The organism is Pseudomonas sp. LA5 (assembly GCF_028640825.1).
Taxonomy (GTDB): domain Bacteria; phylum Pseudomonadota; class Gammaproteobacteria; order Pseudomonadales; family Pseudomonadaceae; genus Chryseomonas; species Chryseomonas aestiva.
In genome coordinates, this window is record NZ_JAQYZY010000051.1 from 24,182 (window position 1) to 46,567 (window position 22,386).

Annotated in this window: 20 protein-coding genes; 8 read left to right on the forward strand and 12 right to left on the reverse strand. The window is 68.3% G+C overall.

Annotated features, from left to right (window positions below; translation table 11 throughout):
- Positions 1–73: 73 nt before the first annotated feature.
- Positions 74–835, forward strand: coding sequence for a precorrin-6A synthase (deacetylating) (cobF, locus tag PVZ72_RS17900; RefSeq protein ID WP_273862621.1), 762 nt, complete (start codon positions 74–76; stop codon positions 833–835).
- Here the strand turns inward: cobF and PVZ72_RS17905 are convergent.
- Complete coding sequence (locus PVZ72_RS17905; RefSeq protein ID WP_273862622.1) at positions 802–1,347, reverse strand: GNAT family N-acetyltransferase; 546 nt, start codon at positions 1,345–1,347, stop codon at positions 802–804. The two genes, cobF and PVZ72_RS17905, sit on opposite strands and share 34 nt — an antisense overlap.
- Positions 1,348–1,450: 103 nt before the next feature.
- Here PVZ72_RS17905 and PVZ72_RS17910 point away from each other — a divergent pair, with 103 nt between their 5' ends.
- From PVZ72_RS17910 to PVZ72_RS17920, 3 genes are all read left to right on the forward strand, one after another.
- Complete coding sequence (locus PVZ72_RS17910) at positions 1,451–1,858, forward strand: hypothetical protein (RefSeq protein WP_273862623.1); 408 nt, start codon at positions 1,451–1,453, stop codon at positions 1,856–1,858.
- 89 nt (positions 1,859–1,947) lie between these two features.
- Complete coding sequence (locus tag PVZ72_RS17915; protein ID WP_273862624.1) at positions 1,948–3,321, forward strand: PepSY-associated TM helix domain-containing protein; 1,374 nt, start codon at positions 1,948–1,950, stop codon at positions 3,319–3,321.
- Positions 3,322–3,790: 469 nt separating this feature from the next.
- Positions 3,791–4,399 (forward strand): FMN-dependent NADH-azoreductase, encoded by a 609-nt coding sequence (locus PVZ72_RS17920; protein WP_273862625.1) that lies wholly within the window; start codon positions 3,791–3,793, stop codon positions 4,397–4,399.
- Between the two features lie 208 nt (positions 4,400–4,607).
- Here the strand turns inward: PVZ72_RS17920 and hutC are convergent, their stop codons facing one another.
- The 8 genes from hutC to PVZ72_RS17960 form a co-directional block, all read right to left on the reverse strand.
- Complete coding sequence (gene hutC, locus PVZ72_RS17925; protein ID WP_133859773.1) at positions 4,608–5,321, reverse strand: histidine utilization repressor; 714 nt, start codon at positions 5,319–5,321, stop codon at positions 4,608–4,610.
- Positions 5,322–5,397: 76 nt separating this feature from the next.
- On the reverse strand, positions 5,398–6,930 hold the full coding sequence (gene hutH / locus PVZ72_RS17930) for a histidine ammonia-lyase (protein ID WP_273862626.1): 1,533 nt from the start codon (positions 6,928–6,930) through the stop codon (positions 5,398–5,400).
- 49 nt (positions 6,931–6,979) lie between these two features.
- Positions 6,980–8,380, reverse strand: coding sequence for a purine-cytosine permease family protein (locus tag PVZ72_RS17935; protein WP_187978728.1), 1,401 nt, complete (start codon positions 8,378–8,380; stop codon positions 6,980–6,982).
- A gap of 84 nt (positions 8,381–8,464) precedes the next feature.
- Entirely contained in the window at positions 8,465–10,129 is a 1,665-nt protein-coding gene (gene hutU, locus PVZ72_RS17940) for a urocanate hydratase (RefSeq protein ID WP_187978727.1), read from the reverse strand.
- Positions 10,130–10,162: 33 nt separating this feature from the next.
- Positions 10,163–11,107 (reverse strand): formimidoylglutamase, encoded by a 945-nt coding sequence (hutG, locus tag PVZ72_RS17945; RefSeq protein ID WP_187978726.1) that lies wholly within the window; start codon positions 11,105–11,107, stop codon positions 10,163–10,165.
- Entirely contained in the window at positions 11,097–12,311 is a 1,215-nt protein-coding gene (hutI, locus tag PVZ72_RS17950; RefSeq protein ID WP_273862628.1) for an imidazolonepropionase, read from the reverse strand. Before hutI ends, hutG begins: the two co-directional genes overlap by 11 nt.
- Positions 12,312–12,783: 472 nt before the next feature.
- Positions 12,784–13,665 carry a transglutaminase family protein gene (locus PVZ72_RS17955; RefSeq protein WP_273862629.1) on the reverse strand — a complete coding sequence of 294 codons (882 nt, stop codon included), beginning with the start codon at positions 13,663–13,665 and terminating at the stop codon, positions 12,784–12,786.
- Entirely contained in the window at positions 13,665–16,145 is a 2,481-nt protein-coding gene (locus tag PVZ72_RS17960) for a circularly permuted type 2 ATP-grasp protein (protein ID WP_273862630.1), read from the reverse strand. Before PVZ72_RS17960 ends, PVZ72_RS17955 begins: the two co-directional genes overlap by 1 nt.
- 313 nt (positions 16,146–16,458) lie before the next feature.
- Here PVZ72_RS17960 and PVZ72_RS17965 point away from each other — a divergent pair, with 313 nt between their 5' ends.
- Positions 16,459–17,658, forward strand: a complete 1,200-nt coding sequence (locus tag PVZ72_RS17965) for a zinc-binding metallopeptidase family protein (protein WP_187978722.1) — start codon at positions 16,459–16,461, stop codon at positions 17,656–17,658.
- 12 nt (positions 17,659–17,670) lie between these two features.
- Here the strand turns inward: PVZ72_RS17965 and PVZ72_RS17970 are convergent, their stop codons facing one another.
- A complete protein-coding gene (locus PVZ72_RS17970; RefSeq protein ID WP_178083871.1) occupies positions 17,671–18,051 on the reverse strand; it encodes a diacylglycerol kinase in 381 nt (126 codons plus the stop codon).
- Between the two features lie 94 nt (positions 18,052–18,145).
- The gene (gene erdR, locus PVZ72_RS17975) at positions 18,146–18,796 is read right to left on the reverse strand and encodes a response regulator transcription factor ErdR (RefSeq protein WP_133859994.1); all 651 of its coding nucleotides are present in this window, start codon (positions 18,794–18,796) and stop codon (positions 18,146–18,148) included.
- A 172-nt stretch (positions 18,797–18,968) separates the two neighbouring features.
- Here erdR and PVZ72_RS17980 point away from each other — a divergent pair, with 172 nt between their 5' ends.
- The gene (locus PVZ72_RS17980) at positions 18,969–19,865 is read left to right on the forward strand and encodes a DMT family transporter (RefSeq protein WP_273862631.1); all 897 of its coding nucleotides are present in this window, start codon (positions 18,969–18,971) and stop codon (positions 19,863–19,865) included.
- Here the strand turns inward: PVZ72_RS17980 and PVZ72_RS17985 are convergent.
- On the reverse strand, positions 19,862–20,596 hold the full coding sequence (locus PVZ72_RS17985; RefSeq protein ID WP_187978720.1) for a tRNA-uridine aminocarboxypropyltransferase: 735 nt from the start codon (positions 20,594–20,596) through the stop codon (positions 19,862–19,864). The genes PVZ72_RS17980 and PVZ72_RS17985 overlap by 4 nt on opposite strands.
- Positions 20,597–20,738: 142 nt before the next feature.
- Between PVZ72_RS17985 and PVZ72_RS17990 the strand changes: the two genes are divergently transcribed.
- Together PVZ72_RS17990 and PVZ72_RS17995 are read left to right on the forward strand one after the other, a co-directional pair.
- Positions 20,739–21,146 (forward strand): quorum-sensing-regulated virulence factor family protein, encoded by a 408-nt coding sequence (locus PVZ72_RS17990; RefSeq protein ID WP_027597050.1) that lies wholly within the window; start codon positions 20,739–20,741, stop codon positions 21,144–21,146.
- Between the two features lie 15 nt (positions 21,147–21,161).
- On the forward strand, positions 21,162–22,241 hold the full coding sequence (locus tag PVZ72_RS17995) for a TIGR00730 family Rossman fold protein (RefSeq protein WP_187978719.1): 1,080 nt from the start codon (positions 21,162–21,164) through the stop codon (positions 22,239–22,241).
- Positions 22,242–22,386: the final 145 nt, after the last annotated feature.

Here is a 22,386-nt window from a genome sequence, read left to right on the forward strand (position 1 = left end):
CGATTGCCCGAGTCTCTACGGAGAAGACATCCCCCGTTACACTGGGCGCCGCTCTTTCCTTCGAGGCCACCCCATGAAAACCCTGCTGGTCATCGGCATCGGCGCCGGCGATCCCGACTACCTCACCCTCCAGGCCGTCGCCGCCCTCAATCGCGCCAGTACCTTCTTCCTGTTCGACAAGGGCACGGAAAAGGACAGCCTGATCCACCTGCGTGAAACCATCTGCGCCCGCCACATCCGCCAGGCGGACTATCGGTTCGTCACCGCGCCCATCCCCGAGCGCCGCCGCGAAGGCGACTATCGTCAGGCGGTGGACGATCTCAACGCCGCCAAGCAGGCGCTGATGGTGGAGATGATCGAGCACGAGCTGGCGGACGACGAATGCGGCGCCTTCCTGGTCTGGGGCGATCCGGCGCTGTACGACAGCACCCTGCGCATCCTGGCGGCGATCAGGCGCGAAGGCCGGCTGGACTTCGACTACGAGGTGATCCCCGGCATCTCCAGCGTCCAGGCCCTGGCCGCACGCCACCGGGTACCGCTCAATCGCATCGGCCAGGCCCTGGAGATCACCCCCGGCCGGCGCCTGGAGCGCTTCCCCGCGCACCTGGACAGCCTGGTGGTGATGCTCGATTCCCACGAAGCCTATCGCCGCCTGGACGAGCCCGGTCTGCATATCTACTGGGGTGCCTACGTCGGTACGGCGGACGAGATCCTCATCGCCGGTCCGCTGCAGGAGGTAGCCGAGGAGATCCACCGGGTGCGCAGCGCCGCGCGCGAAGAACACGGCTGGATCATGGACACCTATCTGCTCTGTCGGGGGCCGGCGGACGCCTGAGGGCTGTCCAGCCATCGGTCCAGATGGAGGGTCTGCCAGGGCAAGGCCGACTCCCGCGCGACGACTCGGAAGCCCTGGTCCAGCCAGAAGGCTTCGGCCCCGGGCAGGAAGGGATGGGTGTGCAGGTAGAGGCGCTCCACGGTATCGCGCCGCGCCTGGGTCAGCAGCGCCGCGAACAGCCGCCGCGCCAGGCCCTGGCGCCGCTGCCGGGGCACCACGAACAGCCGGACCACCTCCACCACCCGCTCGCCGGGATAGGCCAGCTGGGCAAAGCGCCGGTCGTAGGGCCGGTAGCCGATGCTGCCGAGGGGCTCTCCGGCGGCGCCCCGGGCGATCAGCAGGCAGCCATGACCCGCGCCATAGTGGTCGGCGAAGCGCCGTAGATCCCGGGGTACGGCCGTCGCCTCGACCCGGCTACCGAACAGCTCGTGATAGCTCACCAGCAAAAAACTCAGCGTCTCGTCATCTGCCACGGTGAGCCGTTCGAGGGTAATGGGTGGCGCTTCGCTCATGGTCCTGTGCGTCTCTCTGGCAGTGGCAGGGGCGCGACATTTCGGCGCAGGGCCGCGCCGGCCGGGCTGTGCGCCGCCCGCGACGATGATACAGTCCCTCGCCATGAAAACCGTCCGTTCACCGCGCGCCTCGCTCGCCTGGATGCTGCTCGCCTGCATCCTGCTGAACGGACTCGTCTGCGCCCTGGGCCACGGTCAGATGCTGGCGCGCTTGACCCTGCCGGTCCTGCCGCCACTGGCCCAGGCACACGAGCACCATCACGGTCTGCACGCCCAGACCGCCCAGGGTGATATGGCCGGCATGCATGCGGGCCTGCCGAGCGGCAGCGTGACCACCCTTTCCCCCACGGGTGATTGCGTCTTCGCCGCCACCCTGTTCCTCGCCTCGCTGGCCGCCGTCGTGCTGCAGTGGCTGCTGCGCCCCGGCGATCCTCATCGTCCTCGCTACCAGAGCGCCCTGCCGCCGCCACCGCGCGCACGACGCTCCACGCTCCATCCCCAGGCCCCCTGACACCCCGGCGACGAAAGACGGCTGTCCTCCTTTTTCGTAATCCCGCGCGTGGCCTCTCGCTGGCTGCGCGTCGCTCCGTGGTGAACGCTATGACTTCGCACCCCTCCGTTCCGGCCGCCAAGACGCCGGGGCCGCTACTGCAGCTGCTGGCGCGGCTGCATTTTCTCATCGGTCTGTTCGTCGGTCCCTTCCTGCTGGTGGCCGCCGCCAGCGGCCTGATCTATGCCCTCACGCCGCAACTCGAGGCGCACCTCTATGCCGAGGCCCTGCACACCCCCAGCCGCGGCAAGCCCCTGCCGCTGGCCGAGCAGATCCATATCGCCCAGGCCGCGGTAGGCCCCACCCTGACCCTGGCCGCGGTGCGCCCGGCCCCTGCCGAGGGCGATACCACCCGGGTGATGTTCAATGATCCGGCGCTGGGCGAGTCGACCCACCGGGCGCTGTTCATCGACCCGGTCACCGGCGCCATCCGCGGCGATCTGGCGGTCTATGGCACCAGCGGCATCCTGCCGCTGCGCACCACCATCGACCAGTTCCACCGCAGCCTGCTGCTGGGCGAGCCCGGTCGTCTCTACAGCGAGCTGGCCGCCTCCTGGCTGTGGGTCGCGGCCCTCGGCGGCCTGACCCTGTGGCTGGCACGCCGCCGCCAGCGCCGCCCGGCCCGGGGCCTGCGCGGCCTGCACGCCAGCACCGGCGTCTGGCTGCTGGGTGGCCTGCTGTTCCTCTCCGCCACCGGCCTGACCTGGTCGCGCTTCGCCGGCGACAACATCGGCGTGCTGCGCGCCCACTACGGCTGGTCCACGCCAGGCGTGAAGACTGCTCTGGGCACCGCGCCGGCACCCACCATGGCCCATGACGAGCATGCCGATCACCATGGCGCCATGCACATGGCCATGGGGCCGGCTCTGGATCCGGCCACCTTCGACCGGGTACTGGCCAGCGCCCGCGCCGCCGGCATCGACGCCGGCAAACTGGAGATCCGCCCGGCCCGCAGTGCCGACAAGGCCTGGACGGTCAGCGAGATCGACCGGCGCTGGCCGACCCGGGTGGATGCCGTCGCCGTCGACCCGACCAGCTTCAAGGTGGTCGATCAGGTGCGCTTCGCCCAGTACTCGCTGCCAGCCAAGCTGACCCGCTGGGGCATCGATGCCCACATGGGCGTGCTGTTCGGCCTGGCCAACCAGCTGGTGCTGGTAGCCATCGCCCTGGGCCTGCTGGTGATGACCGTCTGGGGCTATCTGCTCTGGTGGCGCCGCCGGCCCAGCCGCGATCCGACGCAACCCGGGCTGCTCGCCCTCTGGCGCCAGCTGTCGCCGCTGCCGCGTCTGCTGGTGCCGGCGACGGCCCTGCTGATCGGTCTGTGCCTGCCGGTGCTGGGCGGCAGCCTGCTGCTGTTCCTGCTGCTGGACACCCTGCTCGGCCTGCGCGGCCCGGCACTGCGCACGGAGGCCGGTTCGGCTTGAGGTGGGCTGGGTAGCTGTTGGGCTTCGCTGCGCTCAACCCAACCTACATAGCCTCCCCCTCACCCAGCCGTAGCGTGGAAAATCGCGCAGCGTTCGCCACCTGTGCGACGCCGAACGCGTGGACAAGGCTACGCCGTTGTCCACTCTACAGCGCACGCAGGCTCCCGCTCACACCAAACCACCCCCTCTCCCTCCGGGTGAGGGTCCGTCCCAAATCGCAGCCGTAGCGTGGAAAACCGCGCAGCGTTTTCCACCTGGGTCCATCCCGAACGCGTGGAATGCAGCCTCCTGCCCGCGCCAGACCACCCCCTCTCCCTCCGGGAGAGGGCTGGGGTGAGGGTCCGCCCAACACGGTTTGTCAGGCCGAGAATCCCCCCAGACCATCCATCGGCACACCCCCCTTCGAGGCTGGCGCTCCCCAGCGAGACGCTTATAGTTATCGCAATCCCCATCCCTCGAGGATCCGCCCATGCCCCGACTGCTGCACGTGATAGGTTCGCCCCGCCAGGATCGTTCCGCCTCGCTGGAAGTCGCCACCGCCTTCATCCAGGCCTGGCAGGGCGAACATCCCGACGCCGAGGTGGATACCCTCGATGCCTGGCACTGCGACCTGCCGGAATTCGACGGTCCCATCCTCGACGCCAAGTACGCCGGCATCCAGGGCGAGTCCCTCAGCGCCGAGCAGGCGCACGCCTGGACAGTGGCCAAGGCGCTGGCACAGCGCTTCAAGGCCGCCGATGTGCTGGTGTTCGGCGTGCCCTGCTGGAATTTCGGCATCCCCTACAAGCTCAAGCAGCTGTTCGACGTGGTCAGCCAGAAGGACCTGCTGTTCACCTTCGACGAGCGCGGCCTCAATGGCCTGCTCGGCGGTCGCCAGGCACTGGTGATCGCCGCCCGCGGTGCGGCCCTGGATCGCCAGGAGCACCAGGAATCCTATCTGCGCACCTGGTGCGAGATGGTCGGCATCGACCGGATGCGTACCGTGGTGGTGGAAAAGACCCTGTTCGGTGCCGAGGTCGACCAGGCTTCACGCGACCAGGCCAAACAGGATGCCGTGGCGCTGGTGGGCAAGCTCTGATCGCTGGCTGCAGGGGCTACCCTCACCCCAACCCTCTCCCAGGGGGAGAGGGGGCAGTCTCGTAGGTTGGGCTGAGCACCGCGAAGCCCAACACCCGCTGCCAACTCACAACACCCTCACCCCAACCCTCTCCCAGAGGGAGAGGGGGCAGTCTCGTAGGTTGGGCTGAGCGCAGCGAAGCCCAACACCCCTCCCCACTCCACGCCCCTCAGCGATGCCGGGTCGTTGAACTCAGCTTGTACCTGTCGCCCGGATGCAGCAGCCGCACATAGCTGACCAGGTGTTCGTCCGACCAGGTCCGGCGGATCATCGACAGGCAGGCCGCGCCTTCGGCGATATCCAGCCAGAGTGCGGTCTGGGCATTGGCCAGTACCGCCTCGACGATGTGCTCCACATCGCTGATCGGACAGCTGGCCACCAGCACCTCGTTGGGGGTCTGGCGGCTGAAATCGCTTTCCAGGTAGTGCGGCACCCAGCGCGGATTGACGTAACGATCTTCCAACTGGATGGGCAGGCCGTTCTCGCGATGCACCAGGATGCTGTGGAACACCTGGCTGCCGATCCGCAGCCCCAGGCGCAAGGCCACCTCGTCGTCGGCGGCGATGGCCTCGCTGCGCAGCACCTCGTTGGAATACGCATGCCCCCGGGCGCGTACCTCGGCGGCGATGTTCATCACCTCGTGCAGCGAGGATTCGGCCTTGCGCTCGATGACGAAGGTGCCGAGCCCCGCCTGGCGCATCAGGTAGCCCTGCTGCACCAGGCGGGTGATGGCCTTGTTGGCGGTCATGCGGCTGACGGCGAAATCCCGCGCCAGCTGCTCCTCGGTGGGAATCTGGTGATGCACCGGGTAGGCACCACCCTGGATGCGTTCGAGCAGGAAGTCCTCGATCACCTTGTAGCGCGGGGGTGTCGTGCTGCTCACGCGAACTCCAGGCCGAAAAATGGGACGCCGATGATAACGCGCGGTCCGGCGTTCTGGCTGCCGGACCGCGTCCCTCTCAGAGACTGGGCAGCAGCCGCGGCGTGACCAGCGCGTTCAGGCAGCCGCTGGCCAGCAATGCGCTGGCGGCCTCGATGTCGGGGGCGAAGAAGCGGTCTTCCTGGTAGTAGGGCACCTGCTCGCGCAACAGGCTGCGCGCCCTTTCCAGGCGCTCCGAACTCTTAAGGCCGTGACGGAAGTCCAGGCCCTGGCAGGCGCCCAGCCACTCGATGGCGAGGATGCCGCGCACGTTCTCGGCCATGGCCCACAGTCGCTTGCCGGCATTGGGCGCCATGGAGACGTGGTCTTCCTGGTTGGCCGAGGTGGGCAGGCTGTCGACGCTGGCCGGATGGGCCAGGGCCTTGTTGTCGCTGGCCAGGGCCGCGGCGGTGACCTGGGCGATCATGAAGCCGGAATTGACCCCGCCGTTCTCCACCAGGAAAGGCGGCAGCTGGGACATGTGTCGGTCCATCATCAGCGAGGTGCGCCGCTCCGACAGGGCACCGATCTCGGCCAGCGCCAGGGCCAGGTTGTCGGCGGCCATGGCCACCGGCTCGGCGTGGAAGTTGCCACCGGAGATGACGTCGCCCTCCTCGGCGAATACCAGGGGGTTGTCGGACACGGCGTTGGCTTCCACCTCCAAGACCTCGGCGGCCTGGCGCAACTGGGTCAGGCAGGCACCCATCACCTGGGGCTGGCAACGCAGCGAATAGGGATCCTGGACCTTGTCGCAGTTGGCATGGCAACGGGAGACCTCGCTGCTGTCAGTGAGCAGCTCGCGATAGGCCGCGGCCACGTCGATCTGGCCGCGCTGGCCCCGCGCGGCATGGATGCGCGCATCGAAGGGCGCCCGGGAACCGAGCATGGCCTCGACGCTCAGGCCGCCGCAGACCGTGGCCGCGGCGAACAGGTCTTCGCCCTCGAACAGCCCGCGCAAGGCATAGGCGGTGGACACCTGGGTGCCATTGAGCAGCGCCAGGCCCTCCTTGGCGGCCAGGGTTATGGGTTCGAGACCCGCCACCGCCAGCGCCTCGCGGGCCGGCAGCCACTGGCCCCGGTAGCGCGCCTTGCTCTCGCCGATCAGCACCAGCGACAGGTGCGCCAGCGGCGCCAGGTCACCGGAGGCCCCTACCGAACCCTTGAGCGGAATGTGCGGATAGACCTCGGCATTGATCAGGCCGATCAGGGCTTCGATGACCTGGCGGCGGATGGCGGAAAAGCCACGGGCCAGGCTGTTGACCTTGAGCAGCAGGATCAGCCGCACCAGGTCGTCGTCCAGCGCCTCGCCCACCCCGGCGGCATGGGACAGCACCAGGGAGCGCTGCAGCTTTTCCAGATCCGCCGGCGCGATCCGCGTCGAGGCCAGCAGGCCGAAGCCGGTGTTGATGCCATAGGCGGTCCGGCCTTCGGCCAGGATGTTTTCCACGCAGGCCACGCTGGCATCGATGGCCGGATAGGCCGCCGGATCGAGCTCGACGCGCAGCGGCTGCTGATAGGCCTGGCGCAGCTGGGTCAGATCGAGGGTGCCAGGTTTCAGGGTCAGGGTGTTCATCTAGGACTCCAGAGCCGCACACCGCAGGTGTCGGCGTTGATCGAGAAATTCAGATTGCCGCCGGGCGCGTGTTCGGCAGTGGTTGGCGACGGGCCAGCAGGTAGTAGAGGACCGCCGGCACCAGCAGGCCGATGATCCAGGAGATGTCCACGCCGCCCAGATGCGCCACCAGCGGGCCGGTGTAGAGTTTGGTCGAGAGGAACGGCAGCTGGATCAGCACCCCGACGCCGTAGGCGAGCAGGCCGGCCCGATTCCAGCGACCGTAGCGCCCGTCAGGATCAGCCAGGGCGGCCAGGTCGTAGCGGCCGTGGTTGACGGCGTAGTAGTCCACCAGGTTGACCGCGCTCCAGGGCGTGAAGAAGGTCAGCAGGAAGAGGATGAATGACTTGAAGGCGCCGAGGAATTCCCGCTGGCCAAGCAGCGCCACCAGGGTGGCGGCGCCGACGATGGCGAGCACGAAGAACAGCCGCTGGAGCCGCGACACCTCCAGATGACCGCGAAAGCCACTGATCACCGTGGCGATGCACATGAAGCTGCCATAGGAATTGAGCGTGGAGATGGTGATCTTGCCAAAGGCGATGCTGAAGTACAGCAGCGCCGCGGTAACACCACTGCCGCCAAGGCCGACGATATAGGCCACCTCGCGCCCGGCGAACTGGCCGTTCGCCAAGGCTGCAGCCAGCACGCCGAGGATCATGGCCGCCTGGGCGCCGAGTATCGAACCGGCCCCCACGGCGGCAAAGGTTTTCCAGCTCGAAGTAGCGCTCGGCAGATAACGGGAATAGTCCGCCACATAGGGGCCATAGGCGATCTGCCAGGAAGCGGCCAGGGACACGGCCAGTAGAAAGGACGCCCAGCTGAAGTGGCGGATCTGCAGCAAGGCGCCCAGGTCGCCCAGGTCGCCCAGGCTGATCAACCGGGCGAACAGGTAGCAGAAGGCGAGGATGCCCAGGACGCTGGCCAGTCGACCGACCCAGTGGATCACCCGGTAGCCGAGGACCGTGGCCACCACGATGCAGGTGGCGAAGACCAGGATGCCGGCACTGTCGCTGATGCCGGCCAGCTGGGCGATCGCCTGGCCGGACAGCACGGTGCCCGTGGCGGTGAAGCCCAGGTACATCAGGCACACCAGCACGATGGGAATCGCCGCGCCATAGACGCCGAACTGCACCCGGCTGGAGATCATCTGCGGGAGGCCGAGCCGGGGGCCCTGGACGGCATGCAGCGCCATCACCCCACCGCCCAGCAACTGGCCGATGAACAGCCCGATCAACGACCAGAAGACATCACCTCCCAGCACCACGGCGAGGGCACCGGTGACGATGGCGGTGATCTGCAGGTTGGCGCCCAGCCAGAGGGTGAACTGGCTGTAGAGCCGACCGTGCCGCTCGGTCTCGGGAATGAAGTCGATCGAGCGCCGCTCGATCAGGGGGGTGTTGGCCTTGGGCATGGTTCACGCTCCACGGCGCCGAAGGTCGGCGCTCTTGTTGTTGTCGGGAACGGGACGCCGGTGCTACCACCGGCGTCAGGACGCTCAACTCTTGATCATGGGCAGATTCAGGCCCTGCTCGCGGGCACAGTCGATGGCAATGTCGTAGCCGGCGTCGGCGTGACGCATCACCCCGGTGGCCGGGTCGTTGTGCAGGACCCGGGCGATACGGGCCGCGGCGGCGTCGCTGCCGTCGCAGACGATGACCATGCCGGAGTGCTGGGAGAAGCCCATCCCCACCCCGCCACCGTGGTGCAGTGAGACCCAGGTGGCACCGCTGGCGGTATTGAGCAGGGCATTGAGCAGCGGCCAGTCGGAGACGGCATCGGAGCCGTCCTGCATGGCCTCGGTCTCGCGGTTGGGGCTGGCCACCGAGCCGGAGTCCAGGTGGTCGCGACCGATGACGATGGGCGCCTTGAGTTCGCCGCTGCGCACCATCTCGTTGAAGGCCAGGCCCAGCCTGGCCCGCTGGCCCAGGCCGACCCAGCAGATGCGTGCCGGCAAGCCCTGGAAGGCGATGCGCTCGCGGGCCATGTCCAGCCAGCGGTGCAGGTGGGCATCGTCGGGGATCAGCTCCTTGACCTTGGCGTCGGTGCGCTGGATGTCCTCGGGATCGCCCGACAGCGCGGCCCAGCGGAAGGGGCCGATGCCGCGGCAGAACAGCGGGCGGATATAGGCCGGGACAAAGCCCGGGAAGGCGAAGGCATCGGCGACGCCGGCTTCCTGAGCCATCTGACGGATGTTGTTGCCGTAGTCGAAGGTCGGGACGCCGCGCTTCTGGAAGTCGAGCATGGCCTGGACGTGCACGGCCATGGACTGCTTGGCGGCCGTGACCACCCCCGCCGGATCGGTGACTGCACGATCCCGGTACTCGGCCCAGGTCCAGCCGATCGGCAGATAGCCGTTGAGGGGGTCGTGGGCGCTGGTCTGGTCGGTGACCATATCCGGGCGCACGCCGCGGCGGACCAGTTCGGGCAGGATCTCGGCGGCGTTGCCCAGCAGGGCGACGGAGACCGCGGCACCGGCGGCGGTGTGCCGGGCGATGCGCGCCAGGGCGTCGTCCAGGTCGCTGGCCTGTTCGTCCACATAGCGGGTCTTGAGGCGGAAGTCGATACGGCTCTGCTGGCATTCGATGTTCAGCGAACAGGCGCCGGCCAGGGTCGCGGCCAGCGGCTGGGCACCGCCCATGCCGCCGAGACCGGCGGTGAGCACCCAGCGGCCACGCAGGTCACCCTGGTAATGCTGACGCCCGGCCTCGACAAAGGTCTCGTAGGTACCCTGGACGATGCCCTGGCTGCCGATGTAGATCCAGCTGCCGGCGGTCATCTGGCCGTACATGGCCAGGCCCTTGGCATCCAGTTCGTTGAAGTGCTCCCAGCTGGCCCAGTGCGGTACCAGGTTGGAGTTGGCGATCAGCACCCGCGGCGCGTCGGCGTGGGTCCTGAATACCCCCACCGGCTTGCCCGATTGCACCAGCAGGGTCTCGTCGTCGCCCAGTTCCTTGAGGGTGGCGACGATGCGGTCGTAGCTTTCCCAATCGCGCGCCGCCCGGCCGATGCCACCGTAGACCACCAGCTCCTCGGGATTTTCCGCGACCGCGGGATCGAGATTGTTCATCAGCATGCGCAGCGGCGCCTCGGTCAGCCAGCTCCTGGCATTGAGCTGGGTGCCGCGGGGGGCGCGGATCTCACCTCTACGAAAGCGGGTCATGGAATCTTCCTCTCTTGTTGTTCGCGGCAGGCCCTAGAGGTCCAGTGCCAGGGTATGGATCAGCCGCGCCGCGACCCGGGCCGTGCGGCCGTCCTGGTCGAGCGCGGGATTGAGTTCGGCCACATCGGCCAGGCGCAACTTGCCGCTGGCCTTGAGCCGGCGGATCAGGGGTTCCAGCAGCGCAAGGCTCACGCCATGGGCGGCGGGGGCGCTGACCCCCGGCGCCTCGCCCGCGGGCAGCACATCCAGGTCGAAGGTCAGATAGAGGGCATCGCAGCGAGCCGCGAAGGCGTCCAGTTCGGCGCCAATGCGCTCCAGGCTGCCTTCGCGGATCTCGTGGTCTTCGCGGATCAGCACGTCCAGCTCGGCGGCACGCCTGAGCAGCGTGCGGGTATTGGCCGCCAGGCTCAGGCCCAGGCAGGCATAGCGGAAAGGCCAGCCATGGGTGGCGCAGTGCGCGGCGATCTGGGCGAAGGGCGTGCCGGAGGTGGGGCCCCGAGTCGGATCGCGCAGGTCCAGGTGGGCGTCGAAATTGACGATGCCGATGCGCGGCTTGGGCAGGGTCCTGGCCAGGTGCAGCGCCAGGCCCGACCAACTGGCCCAGGCCACCTCATGACCGCCGCCCAGTACCAGCGGCAGGTGACCGGCCTCCAGCAAGAGGCACACACCCTCGGCCAGGCGCTGCTGGGCGCCGTCCAGATCACCGTCGGCGCAGCGGATATCACCGGCGTCATAGGCCGGGCCCTGGCGTTGCCAGGCGACATTGGCCAGGGCACGCCGCAGGGCGCCAGGACCCTCGGCAGCGCCGGGGCGACCCTGGTTGCGCCGCACGCCCTCGTCACAGGCGAAGCCCAGCAGGGCCACGCCGGGCGCGCTGTCCGCAGCCAGCGGCTCGATGCGCTGGTGCCAGCGCAAGGCATCGGCTTCCGGATCGGTACGGCCAGTCCAGAGCTCCAGGGTCTGGCGATCAGCGAACATGCTGCACCTCGCCGCCGAAGACGCGCTGACGCAGGCGGCCCGGACGTACCTCATAGGCCAGCTCCGCCGGCTGACCGACGTCCCACAAGCAGAGCTCCGCCGGGGCGCCCGCCTGGATGCGGCCCAGCTCCGGGCGCCCCAGGGCCTGGGCGGCGTGGACGGTCATGCCGGCCAGGGCCTCGCGGGGCGTGAGGCGAAACAGGGTGCAGCCCAGGTGCGCGATCAGGGTAGGCAGATAGAGCGGCGAGGTGCCGGGATTGGCGTCACTGGCCAGCGCCATGGGCACCCCGTGGCGACGCAGCAGTTCGACCGGTGGATGTTGAGTCTCGCCCAGCATCAGGAAGGCGCCGGGCAGCAGCACGGCGACGGTGCCGGCGGCCGCCAGGGCGCGCACCCCGGCTTCGTCGAGATACTCAACATGGTCCGCCGACAAGGCGCCCAGGCGCGCGGCCAGGGCGCTGCCGCCCAGGTTGGACAGCTGTTCGGCATGGGCCTTGATCGGCAGACCGTGCGCGTGCGCCGCCTGGAAGACTCTTTCGCACTGGGCCGGCGAAAAGGCGATCCCCTCGCAGAAGACGTCCACCGCATCGGCCAGCCCTTCGGCCACCGCGGCCGGGATCATCTCCTGGCAGACCAGCTCGACATAGCCGTCGGCATCGCCCTGAAATTCCGGCGGCACGGCATGGGCGCCCAGCAGCGTGGTGATCACCCGGACCGGCAGCGCCTCGCCCAATTGGCGGGCGACCCGCAGCAGCTTGAGTTCGTCGGCCACCGTCAGGCCGTAGCCGGACTTGATCTCGACGGTGGTGACGCCCTCATCGATCAGCGCCTGCAAGCGCGGTCGGGCGACGGCGAATAATTCGGCCTCGCTGGCCGCCCGCGTCGCGCGCACCGTGCCGAGGATGCCACCACCGGCACGGGCGATCTCGGCGTAGCTCGTCCCCTCCAGCCGCTGCTCGAATTCCCCGGCGCGCTGGCCGGCATGGACCAGGTGGGTGTGGCAATCCACCAGCCCGGGCGTCATGACCCCGCCCTCCCCGGCCAGCTCGGCCCCCTCGCCCAGCGCGGGCTGGAAGTCGGCTTCCGGCCAAAGACCCGTGATGCGGCCAGCGTCCACCCGCACGGCCATGGGCGCGGGCCAGGTCTGGAGACCATCGAACAGGGTGACGTGGCGCCAGAGCAGCGGTTGGGTAGCGACGGACATGGTGACCTCTCCGGTTAATGTATATACATTTAATCCAGAGTCGATCGATCGTCAAGCAGGCAGAGCTGCTCCCTATTTACGAAGCCAGCGGAATGCTAATGACAAGGCAACGGAGCTCGGTTCCGGGGAAAGACGACAGTCATTTTGTATAGACAATAAGACATATGCGGAGACACAGGGGCGATTCGCCTGTTGCCATGACTCAGCGCAGGCCGGCCGCACCTGGGGCGCTATCTGGAAAAGCGCCACAGCCAGAGCCGCCTCTACAAGCGCGTGCGACAGTCGATCGCGGTCTCGCCAGGAGTGACAGAGCTGAACGCCTGCTCCGACACCCCCCTCTCCCCGCGGGAGAGGGTTGGGGGTGAGGGCGCCCCTCGCCACGCAGTCCCAGATGAAAAGGCTGCGCCGTTTTCCACGCTACGGTGCTGTAGGTAGGTGTTCCTTAGCTGGAGTTCCTGCCAAGCCAAACACGCTACAGCGGCGTTACCGTCACCTCGACCACCGGATCGTGATCGCCGCCGCCGAGGATTACCCCGCGCAGCGGCGAGACATCGGTGAAGTCGCGGCCCCAGGCCAGAGTGATGTGTTCCAGGTCCGGCAGGACGTCGTTGGTGGGATCGAAATCGACCCAGCCCAGCCGCGGGCAATGCACGCTGACCCAGGCGTGGGAGGCATCGGCACCGATCAGCCGCGGCTTGCCGGGTGGCGGCCGGGTCAGCAGATAGCCGCTGACGTAGCGCGCCACCAGCCCCAGGCCACGCAGGCAGGCCAGCATCAGGTGGGCGAAGTCCTGGCAGACGCCATGGCGGTGCTCCAGCACCTCGCGCAGGGGCGTCGCCACCTGGGTGGCGGTGGCGTCGAAGCGGAATTCGCGGTGGATCTTTTCCATCAGCGCCCGGCAGCCCAGCAACAGGGGACGGCCCGGTGGGAAACACTCCTCGGCGAAGCGGGCGAAGATGCCGTCCAGCGGCACCGCTGGGGATTCGAAGCGGAAGTGATGGACGTCCAGCGACACCTGGGCGGCGGGATAGCGCAGGCCGTCACGGACCTCCTCCCAGGCGGGCGAATCCGCCAGCCTTAGACCGGCACGGGAATCCACCTCCACTTCCAGCTCGGTGCCGACATAGAGTTCGTCGTGGGGTCGCTCGATGGACAATCGCGTCAGCGGATTGCCGAAGGCGTCCCAGGCGTCCTGGCGCTGGGTCGGCTGCGGCAGGATCACCAGTTGCCGGGACAGGCAGCGTTGCCAGGCGCAGTCGCGCGGCAACAGGTGCAGCAGCTGCTGCGACAGCGACACCGGCGTCGCGTAGCGATAGTGGGTGTCGTGCTGGATGCGATAGCGGACCTGGTTCATCACATGGACACCGTGCGCTGGCTGACGGCGTCGACATGGGCGAAGCAGCGATAGATGACCCGCTCGGACAGCTGGCTGCTGGCCTCGGCGACCTGCCGCAGCAGGCGCGCCAGCCCCTGCTGCACCTCGACCCGACCGGCGTCGCCGAACAGGGTGTTCTCCAGGGTCGCGAGGTCGAAGCGGCGCAGGCGATCGTAGGTATCGTGCAGCGCCGGATCGCGGGGCAGGCCGTAGTAGCGTTCCAGGTGCTCCACGGCGTTGATCAGCGCATGCAGCTGGAAGCGGATCGAATAGGGGTTGTGCTCGTGCAGCATCAGCAGGTCCAGCACCGGGATCAGCTGGGGCGCCGCCTGGTAGCGCGACCGATAGGTGATGATGCTGTTGCCCAGTTCCAGCAGCCATTCCAGGCCGGCCGCGTCCCAGGTGGCGCCGCCTTCGAGAAAGTGCGCCAGGCTGCCGGCGAGGAATTGCACCCGCTCGATGCGCCGGCCGATCATCAGGAAGCGCCAGCTCTCGTCATGGGTCATGTCGTCGAAGGTAAAGCCGGCCACCGCCGCCAGCGCCATCACCAGGCGGTTGAGACTCTGCAGCGCCTCGCCCGGCTCGCTGCCGACCTGACCCAGGCCATGGGCCTCACGCTCCACCTCGCGGATGGCGCGCCAGTTCTCCGGCGACAGCCGGCCACGCACCTGGGCCGCGGCCCAATGCAGGCGCTGCAGATTGGCGCCCAGGCCGCTGGGAAAGTCACCCGGCCCCAGGGCCGCGCGCAGTTGCTCCGCCAGCCGGCCACCCGCCGGCAGCAATTCCAGGGCCGTGGCCAGATCGATGGCCGACTGCACCGCCGGCCCGCCGTCGTCGGCATCGAGGTGGCGACTCAGGACGATCCGCAGCAGGCGCGCGGCGTCCTCGCAGCGCTCGCTGTAGCGACCGTACCAGAACAGATTCTCGGCGGTACGCGAGGGCAGGAAGGGGTCCTTGCGCACCAGGTCGCGCACCCCCAGCACCCGCGCTCCGGGCACCTCGGCGGCGCCGCGACTGCCACCCAGCACCCAGGTGTCCTTGCTCGACCCGCCGCGCTGCATGGACACCACCGCGGCGCCCTCGTGGGCGACCCGGGTCAGACCGCCGGGCATCACCCAGTAGCCGTCCTCGCTGGCCACCGCATAGACGCGCATGCCGATGGCGCGCGATTGCAGACTGCCGCCCTGCCAGACCGGCGCCTGGGACAGCTGGATGCGCTCCTGGGCCACATAGGCATGGGGCGTGGCCAGGATGCGCGCGCGCAGATCGGCCAATCCCGCGGCATCCAGCGCCTTGCCGAACACCGGCTCGAAGCCCTGGGCCGGATAGGCCGGCTTGATCACCAGCTCCGCCAGCCGCGCCAGGGCCGCTTCCCGCACCGGCGTCTCGCCGCACCACCAGGTGGCGACGGAGGGCAGCGCCAGGGTCTCGCCGAGCAGCGCCTGGCAGACGCCGGGCAGAAAGCCCAGCAGGCCGGGCGACTCCAGCAGGCCGCTGCCCAGGGCATTGGCCATGATGACGTTGCCCTGGCGCACTGCCTCCAGCAGGCCGGGTACGCCCAGCGCCGAATCGGTACGCAATTCCAGCGGATCGCAGAAGTCGTCGTCCAGCCGGCGGAACACCGCGTGGACGCGCCTCAGCCCGCTCAGGGTCTTGAGATAGAGGCAGGCGTCGCGCACCGTGAGGTCCTGGCCTTCCACCAGCGGAAAGCCCAGTTGCCGGGCCTGGTAGAGGTGCTCGAAGTAGGTCTCGTTGTAGCGTCCCGGCGTCAGCAGCACCGCCAGCGGTGCCTCCTCGCCGGTGTCCAGGCCGGTGCTCAGGGTGCGCTGCAGGGCCTGGAAGTAGCCATTGAGTGGCTGGACCTGCAGATCGCGGTGCAACTCGGGAAAGGCCCGCGCCACGATGTGGCGGTTTTCCAGGGCATAGCCGGCGCCGGAGGGCGCCTGGGTGCGATCGGCCAGCACCCACCAGCGGCCATCGGGCGCGCGCGCCAGATCCACCGCATAGACGTGCAGCCAGGTATCGCCCGGCGGGCGCATTCCCTGGCAGGCCCAGAGGAAGTTGTTGTGGCCGAACACCAGCTCCGGCGGCAGCAGCCGCTCGTGCAGCAGCCGCTGTTCGCCATAGAGATCGCCCAGTACCCGGTTCAGCAGACGCGCCCGCTGCGCCACGCCCGCCGCCAGGGGCGCCCACTCCTCCGCCGAGATCAGTTGCGGCAGCAGGTCCAGTGCCCAGGGCCGGTCGCTGCCCTTGGGATCGGCATAGACATTGTAGGTCACGCCGTTTTCCTGGATCTGCCGGGCGATCAACGCCTGGCGCTGATCGAGCTGCGCGGGTCGCAGTCCGGCCAGATGGCCGTAGAAGCGGCGCCAGGGCGGCCGCACGCCACCCCGCGGACTCCAGAGTTCGTGGTAGCTGCCGGTCATGTCACTGGCATTGCGGGAAGCGTTCGGGGGCATGGTCGGAGGACGGCTGACAGGGTGCGCGAGCAGGTTCGGAGAGGTCGCCTCGACGGGCACGCCGGACCGCACGCGCCGGTCGCGACCGGTAACCTAGGGTAGTGATGTGCGTCGGGATGCGCCACCGCTAACGCTGGCCGCCGCTGCCTGTGGCGCGTCGCCCGGTGCGGGAGCCGATCCCAGAGCCCTCGCCGGCCGTCCCAGGCGACGAACAACCCGGAACTCCCGGGTCGAGCCGCTCTACTAATCCGCTAGCAAGACGCCGGCGCTCCGCCGACGTCCGACGCGGCCGCTCTCGCCAGGTATCAGCCCCATGCGCAATTTTCTCGGAAGCTACAGCTCGAATCGTCAGCAACGCAACGCCCTGCGCGCCCTGCCCGTCCAGCGCAAGGTCGCCAACTGCACCTGCGGCCAGGCCATCTTCTTTCCCAACAGCGAGTGCCTGGCCTGCGGCAACGCCCTGGGTTACGCCCCGGACCAGGGCACGCCGACGGCGCTGCTGCCGGGCGAAGGCGGCCTCTGGCAACTGCCCGAGGCGACCAGCGCGCTCTATCGCCGCTGCGCCAACCTGGACATGCCCGCCGCCTGCAACTGGCTGGTACCGGCCGACTCGGGAGAAAACTTCTGCGTGGCCTGCCAGCTCAATCACACCATCCCGGACCTGTCCTTCGACGGCAACGGCGAGCGCTGGCGCAAGCTGGAGCTGGCCAAGCGGCAACTGGTCGCCCAGTTGCTGGGCCTGGGGCTGCAGGTGATCCCCCAGACCGTGGATGCCGAGCACGGCCTCGCCTTCGACTTCCTCGCCCCCGATGCCACCGGCACCCCCACCACCGGGCACGCCAATGGCCTCATCACCCTGAACATCCTCGAAGCGGACGATGCCCACCGGGAAAAGGTCCGCGCCGACATGCACGAACCCTATCGCACCCTGCTCGGGCACTTCCGCCACGAGGTCGGCCACTACTACTTCGATCGCCTGGTCGCCGGCACCGACTGGGAAGAACCCTTCCGCGCCCTGTTCGGTGACGAACGCGCCGACTATGGCCAGGCGCTCCAGCACCACTACGAGCAGGGCGCACCGCCAGGCTGGGAGAGCCAGTACGTCAGCGCCTACGCCACCATGCACCCCTGGGAGGACTGGGCGGAAACCTGGGCGCACTACCTGCACATGATGGACACCCTGGCCACCGCCGCCAGCCTGGGCATGAACGCCGGCAGCCTGCAGCTGGACTTCCAGCCGTTCACCCGCGAGGCGCTGTACGAGGCCGAGGATCGCAGCGACGACGAATTCCTCGGCTTCGCCAATGCCTGGATCGAATTGGCGGCCATGCTCAACGAGCTGTCGCGCAGCATGGGCCAGCCGGACTTCTATCCCTTCGCCCTGCCCGCCCCGGTGATCGCCAAGCTGCACTTCATCCACAAGGTCATCCACTCGGCCCAGCCCAGCGTGCTGGAACAGGGCCTGGCCGCGGATGACACCACGGCGGGTGCCACCCTGGGCGCTACCCTCTGACCGGGGTCCTGCTCACCCGAGCAGGACGATGCCCCAGACCACGGCGATGATGATCATGGCCACGAACTGCGCAGCGCTGCCCAGATCCTTGGCGTTCTTCGACAGTTCGTGCCAATCCAGGGAAATGCGGTCCACCACCGCCTCGATGGCCGCGTTGAACAGTTCGACCACCAGCGACAGCAGGCAGACCGCCACCAGCAACGCCCGCTCGCCGCGACTGACGTCCAGCCAGAAGGCCAGGGGCACCAGCACCACATTGAGCATCACCAGCGAACGAAAGGCCGCTTCCTGGCGAAAGGCCGTGCGCAGGCCGGCCAGGGAATAGCCGGTGGCATTGATGACCCGGCGCAGGCCGGTCTTGCCTTTGTAGGGAGAGATCACCGAAAGCTCCATCCAGCAGGGGCGAACCGCAGATCCGGATGGACGGCAGCTGCCAGAAAGTGAAAGTCGAGGGTCGCGCCCGGTTCAGGCGCCGACAGCGCCTGGGTCAGCTGGAGGTGCTCTCCAGTTGCTGCAGCAGCAGCGCCGCCTGGGTGCGGGTGCGGACGCCGAGCTTGCGGAAGATGGCCGTGGCATGGGCCTTGACCGTGGCCTCGGAGACATTGAGCTCGAAGGCGATCTGCTTGTTGAGCAGGCCTTCGCAGAGCATGGTCAGCACCCGGAATTGCTGGGGGGTGAGACTGGCGAGTCCGGCGCTGGCGGCCTTGGCTTCCTCGCTCAGGGCGGGGGCGCCTTCCACCTGGGGCGGCCACCAGGTATCGCCATCCAGCACCTGACTGACCGCCTGCTGCAGGGTGCTCAGATCGCTGGACTTGGGAATGAAGCCACTGGCGCCGAATTCCCGGGCGCGCTGCACCACCGCCGGTTCTTCCTGGGCCGAGATCATCACCACCGGCACCTGGGGATACTGGCCCCGCAGGAGTACCAGTCCGGAAAAGCCATAGGCGCCGGGCATGTTGAGATCGAGCAGGACCAGATCCCAGTCGGTGCGCTCGGCCAGGCAGGCCTGGAGTTCGGCGATGTCGGCCACCTCGGTGAGCCGTGCCTGGGCGCCCAGGCCCAGGGTCAGGGCCTGCTGCAGCGCGCTGCGAAACAGCGGATGATCGTCGGCGATCAGTATCTGGTAGGCAGCCGCCATGGTGTAGCTTTCCTTGTTGTCGTGAGCGCCCACGTCGACCAGGTAGCTGGCGCACGGGCTGCACGCAAGCATGCCGAACGGCGCGGACGGGGGCAAGGCCGGGCGGACCGCGGACGGTAGGCAAGGCCCTGCGGTTTGCGGCACAGTTGCCGTTTTGCCCAAGAGACGTCCCATGCCCAGCGCCGCCCTGCGTGCCGATCTGCTCATGCTGCTCACCGCCCTCATCTGGGGTAGCGCCTTCATCGCCCAGACCGGCGGCATGGAGCACATCGGTCCCTTTCTCTATACCGGCCTGAGATTCGCCCTGGGCGCCCTCACCCTGGTCCCGCTGCTCCTGTTCCTGCGCCGCGGCGGCCGCCAGCAGCGTCTGACCCGCGACACCTTCAAGGGCGGCCTGCTGATGGGCCTGGTACTGACCCTGGGCATCAACCTGCAGCAGGTCGGCCTGCTGTTCACCAGCGTGACCAATTCCGGCTTCATCACCGGTCTCTATGTCATCGTGGTGCCGCTACTGGGGCTGCTGCTCGGCCAGCGCAGCCACCTGGGCACCTGGATCGGCGCCAGCCTGGCGGTGGTCGGCATGGGGCTGCTGAGCATCGGCGACAACTTCCATGTGGCCTCGGGCGATCTGCTGCAACTGGCCGGCGCCCTGGCCTGGGGGATCCATGTGCTGCTGGTGGGGCACTATTCCAGTCGCCACGACGCCACGGTGCTGTCGATCCTGCAATTCGGCGTCTGCGCCGTGCTCAGCCTGGCGCTGGCACTGGCTTTCGAGCCGATCCAGTCGACCGGGATCGTCCTCGCCCTGCCCGAGCTGCTCTATGGCGGCTTGATCGCCGCCGGCATCGGCTACACCCTGCAGGTGTTCGCCCAGCGCGGCGCCATCGCCTCCCATGCGGCGGTGATCTTTTCCCTGGAGGCGGTGTTCGCCGCCTTCTTCGGTGCCTGGCTGCTGGGCGAGGCCCTCAGCGGTCGTGGCTACCTGGGCTGCGGCCTGATGTTCGCCGGCATGCTCGCGGCCCAGCTCTGGCCGCGCCAGGCGCCGGTGGAGATCAAGCCGGTCAACTAATCTCGCAGGGCCTTCAGTTGCCGGCTGGCCGGGCTGTCCGCCGCCAGCGGCAGGTGATGCTTGGCGTCCAGGTAGCGCTCGCTGAAGACATCCAGATAGGCCTCCAGCAACCGACCGGCCGGTGCCTCGCCGGCCAGTTCCAGGCACAGGGCGGCGACCTCGGCGGTGCACAGGTGCTCGCCCCGGGTCGAGCGCCGCAGGCGATAGCGCGACAGGGCGTTGGGCTGGAAGCTCAGCACCGGCAGGCGGTCCAGATAGGGACTCTTGCGAAACATCTTGCGCGCCTCGGTCCAGGTGGCATCCAGCAGCACGAACAGCGGGCGCTGACCGGGCGCCAGCGGCAGGCTCTCGACCACCCGCTCGGGCGCGGCGTACTCGCCGGGAAACACCAGCAGCGGTTGCCATTCCGGCTGCGCGAGCAATGCCGGCAGCCCCGGATCCACCGCCGTGCGACTCCAGCCGAAGGCATGGGTGTCGGCCACCACGTCGGCGATCAGCCAACCGGTGTTGCTCGGCTTGAGCGGCTCGACGTCGTGCATCAGCAGGCACATGCCGGCGTGGGTCTGGCGCAGGGGACGCAGGTCGCAGAGGCAGTGGCTGGGTGCCAGGCGGCAATTCGGGCAGCGCGCCATGCGCGAGCCACGGGCGATGAAGGGCTTGATGCTGCGCGCCAGGCGCTCCTGGCGCAGACGGGCCACGGCATGCAGAGGGGTGTCGCTGATCGGGGTCATGCCGGGCTCGCGGGGCAAAAGCGCAGTTTACCAGAGCGATCGGGATGCCCGCGGCGGCCAGGCAGGTTACCCTGCGCAGACGCCCTGCGAACCCCCGCCCGCGACCACGGTCGAAACGGGCTCCTCTACGCTGGAGAACACGATGCCTCGTTTTGCTTTGCTCGCCCTGACCCTCGCCCTGCCCTTCACCGTCCAGGCGGCCGAGTCGCTCAAGGACCACGAGCTCAACCAGATGCTGCGCAAGGTGGCGACCGAGAGCAGCCAGGGCACGCCCCGCGCCATCAACGAAGACATCCTCGACCGCGGCTATACCGTGCAGGGCAAGCAGCTGATCAACAACCTCAGCGTCCGCCCGGCCCATGCCGCCCGCATGCGCGAGAATCCGGCCACGGTGCGGGTACAGCTCGCCGAAAGCGTCTGCCAAAACAATGGTTATCGCCAGCTGCTGGCCCGTGGCGCCACCCTGGTCTATGACTTCACCGAATACCAGACCAACAAGCCGGTCATGGTCGAGCGCTTCCAGGCGGCCGACTGCGGCCTGGGCAAGTAAGCGGAGACCGCGGCCATGACCGAGGACAGCGACGACAGCTACCTGGCCCGCCACGTGGAGCCCAGCGCCGCCGACCTCGGTCAGCGCATCGACGAATTGCTGGAGCACGCCCTCCCGGGCGGCAGTCCCAACCTGGGCCTCTACCGCGAGATGCTGGTGACGGTGGTGCGCATGGCGCAGACCAATCCGGCACGCTGGGACGCCAAGATCATGCTGCAGACGCTCAAGGAGCTGGAGCAGGCCTTCCGCACCCTCGAGCGTTTCCGCCGGCGACGCAAGGTCACGGTATTCGGCTCGGCGCGGACCCGCATCGATCATGGCCTCTATGCCCTCGCCCGCGAACTGGGCAGTGCCCTGGCCCGCCGCGACATGATGGTCATCACCGGCGGCGGCGCCGGCATCATGGGCGCGGCCCACGAAGGCGCAGGGCCCGAGGCCAGTCTCGGCTTCAACATCACCCTGCCTTTCGAACAGCGCGCCAATCCCACCATCGAGGGCACGGATCACCTGCTGTCCTTTCACTTCTTCTATGTGCGCAAGCTGTTCTTTCTCAAGGAGGCGGATGCCCTGGTGCTCTGCCCCGGCGGTTTCGGCACCCTGGACGAGACCTTCGAGGTGCTCACCCTGATCCAGACCGGCAAGAGTCCGCTGGTGCCGCTGGTCCTGCTGGACACCCCCGACGGCCACTTCTGGGACGACACCCTGGCCTATCTGCAGCGCAATCTGCTGGAGGAAGGCTACATCCTGCCAGCCGATCTCAAGCTGGTCCGGCTGGTACGCTCACCGGAAGCCGCCGCCGCCGAGATCGAGCACTTCTATGGCAACTACCACTCCACCCGCCGACGTGACGGCCTGTTGCATATCCGCCTCAAGCACGCCCTGACACCGGCCTGTCTTGAGCGCCTGGCAACGGATTTCGGCGACCTCTGCCGGACCCCGGGCTTCACCCAGCTGGCGCCCGGGGAAGGCCAGCCCGACGAAGCGGAATTCGCCCATCTGACGCGCCTCGCCTTCGACTTCCATGGCCGTCACTACGGTCGTCTGCGCGAACTGGTGGACGAACTCAATCGGCCGGAGCATTGGGCAGTCACGTAGGTTGGCGCTGAGCACTGCGAAGCCCAACCTATCCAGACTCTGCCGCCATGTTGGGCTTCGACGATGGGGCCGTCTCAACCCAACCTGCAGCACTCTCCCGTAGGTTCGGTTGAGCGCAGCGAAGCCCAACGATATCCAACACCAG

What these genes read in the sequence shown, in the direction of transcription:
- PVZ72_RS17960 (WP_273862630.1), bottom strand. Translation starts at nt 16,145, where the DNA reads ATGCCCCCGAACGCTTCCCGCAATGCCAGTGACATGACCGGCAGCTAC.
- PVZ72_RS17920 (WP_273862625.1), top strand. Translation starts at nt 3,791, where the DNA reads ATGCCCCGACTGCTGCACGTGATAGGTTCGCCCCGCCAGGATCGTTCC.
- PVZ72_RS17970 (WP_178083871.1), bottom strand. Translation starts at nt 18,051, where the DNA reads ATGGAGCTTTCGGTGATCTCTCCCTACAAAGGCAAGACCGGCCTGCGC.
- PVZ72_RS17915 (WP_273862624.1), top strand. Translation starts at nt 1,948, where the DNA reads ATGACTTCGCACCCCTCCGTTCCGGCCGCCAAGACGCCGGGGCCGCTA.
- hutG (WP_187978726.1), bottom strand. Translation starts at nt 11,107, where the DNA reads ATGTTCGCTGATCGCCAGACCCTGGAGCTCTGGACTGGCCGTACCGAT.
- PVZ72_RS17995 (WP_187978719.1), top strand. Translation starts at nt 21,162, where the DNA reads ATGACCGAGGACAGCGACGACAGCTACCTGGCCCGCCACGTGGAGCCC.
- PVZ72_RS17990 (WP_027597050.1), top strand. Translation starts at nt 20,739, where the DNA reads ATGCCTCGTTTTGCTTTGCTCGCCCTGACCCTCGCCCTGCCCTTCACC.
- hutU (WP_187978727.1), bottom strand. Translation starts at nt 10,129, where the DNA reads ATGACCCGCTTTCGTAGAGGTGAGATCCGCGCCCCCCGCGGCACCCAG.
- cobF (WP_273862621.1), top strand. Translation starts at nt 74, where the DNA reads ATGAAAACCCTGCTGGTCATCGGCATCGGCGCCGGCGATCCCGACTAC.
- PVZ72_RS17910 (WP_273862623.1), top strand. Translation starts at nt 1,451, where the DNA reads ATGAAAACCGTCCGTTCACCGCGCGCCTCGCTCGCCTGGATGCTGCTC.
- PVZ72_RS17955 (WP_273862629.1), bottom strand. Translation starts at nt 13,665, where the DNA reads ATGAACCAGGTCCGCTATCGCATCCAGCACGACACCCACTATCGCTAC.
- PVZ72_RS17980 (WP_273862631.1), top strand. Translation starts at nt 18,969, where the DNA reads ATGCCCAGCGCCGCCCTGCGTGCCGATCTGCTCATGCTGCTCACCGCC.
- PVZ72_RS17985 (WP_187978720.1), bottom strand. Translation starts at nt 20,596, where the DNA reads ATGACCCCGATCAGCGACACCCCTCTGCATGCCGTGGCCCGTCTGCGC.
- PVZ72_RS17905 (WP_273862622.1), bottom strand. Translation starts at nt 1,347, where the DNA reads ATGAGCGAAGCGCCACCCATTACCCTCGAACGGCTCACCGTGGCAGAT.
- PVZ72_RS17935 (WP_187978728.1), bottom strand. Translation starts at nt 8,380, where the DNA reads ATGCCCAAGGCCAACACCCCCCTGATCGAGCGGCGCTCGATCGACTTC.
- PVZ72_RS17965 (WP_187978722.1), top strand. Translation starts at nt 16,459, where the DNA reads ATGCGCAATTTTCTCGGAAGCTACAGCTCGAATCGTCAGCAACGCAAC.
- hutH (WP_273862626.1), bottom strand. Translation starts at nt 6,930, where the DNA reads ATGAACACCCTGACCCTGAAACCTGGCACCCTCGATCTGACCCAGCTG.
- hutI (WP_273862628.1), bottom strand. Translation starts at nt 12,311, where the DNA reads ATGTCCGTCGCTACCCAACCGCTGCTCTGGCGCCACGTCACCCTGTTC.
- erdR (WP_133859994.1), bottom strand. Translation starts at nt 18,796, where the DNA reads ATGGCGGCTGCCTACCAGATACTGATCGCCGACGATCATCCGCTGTTT.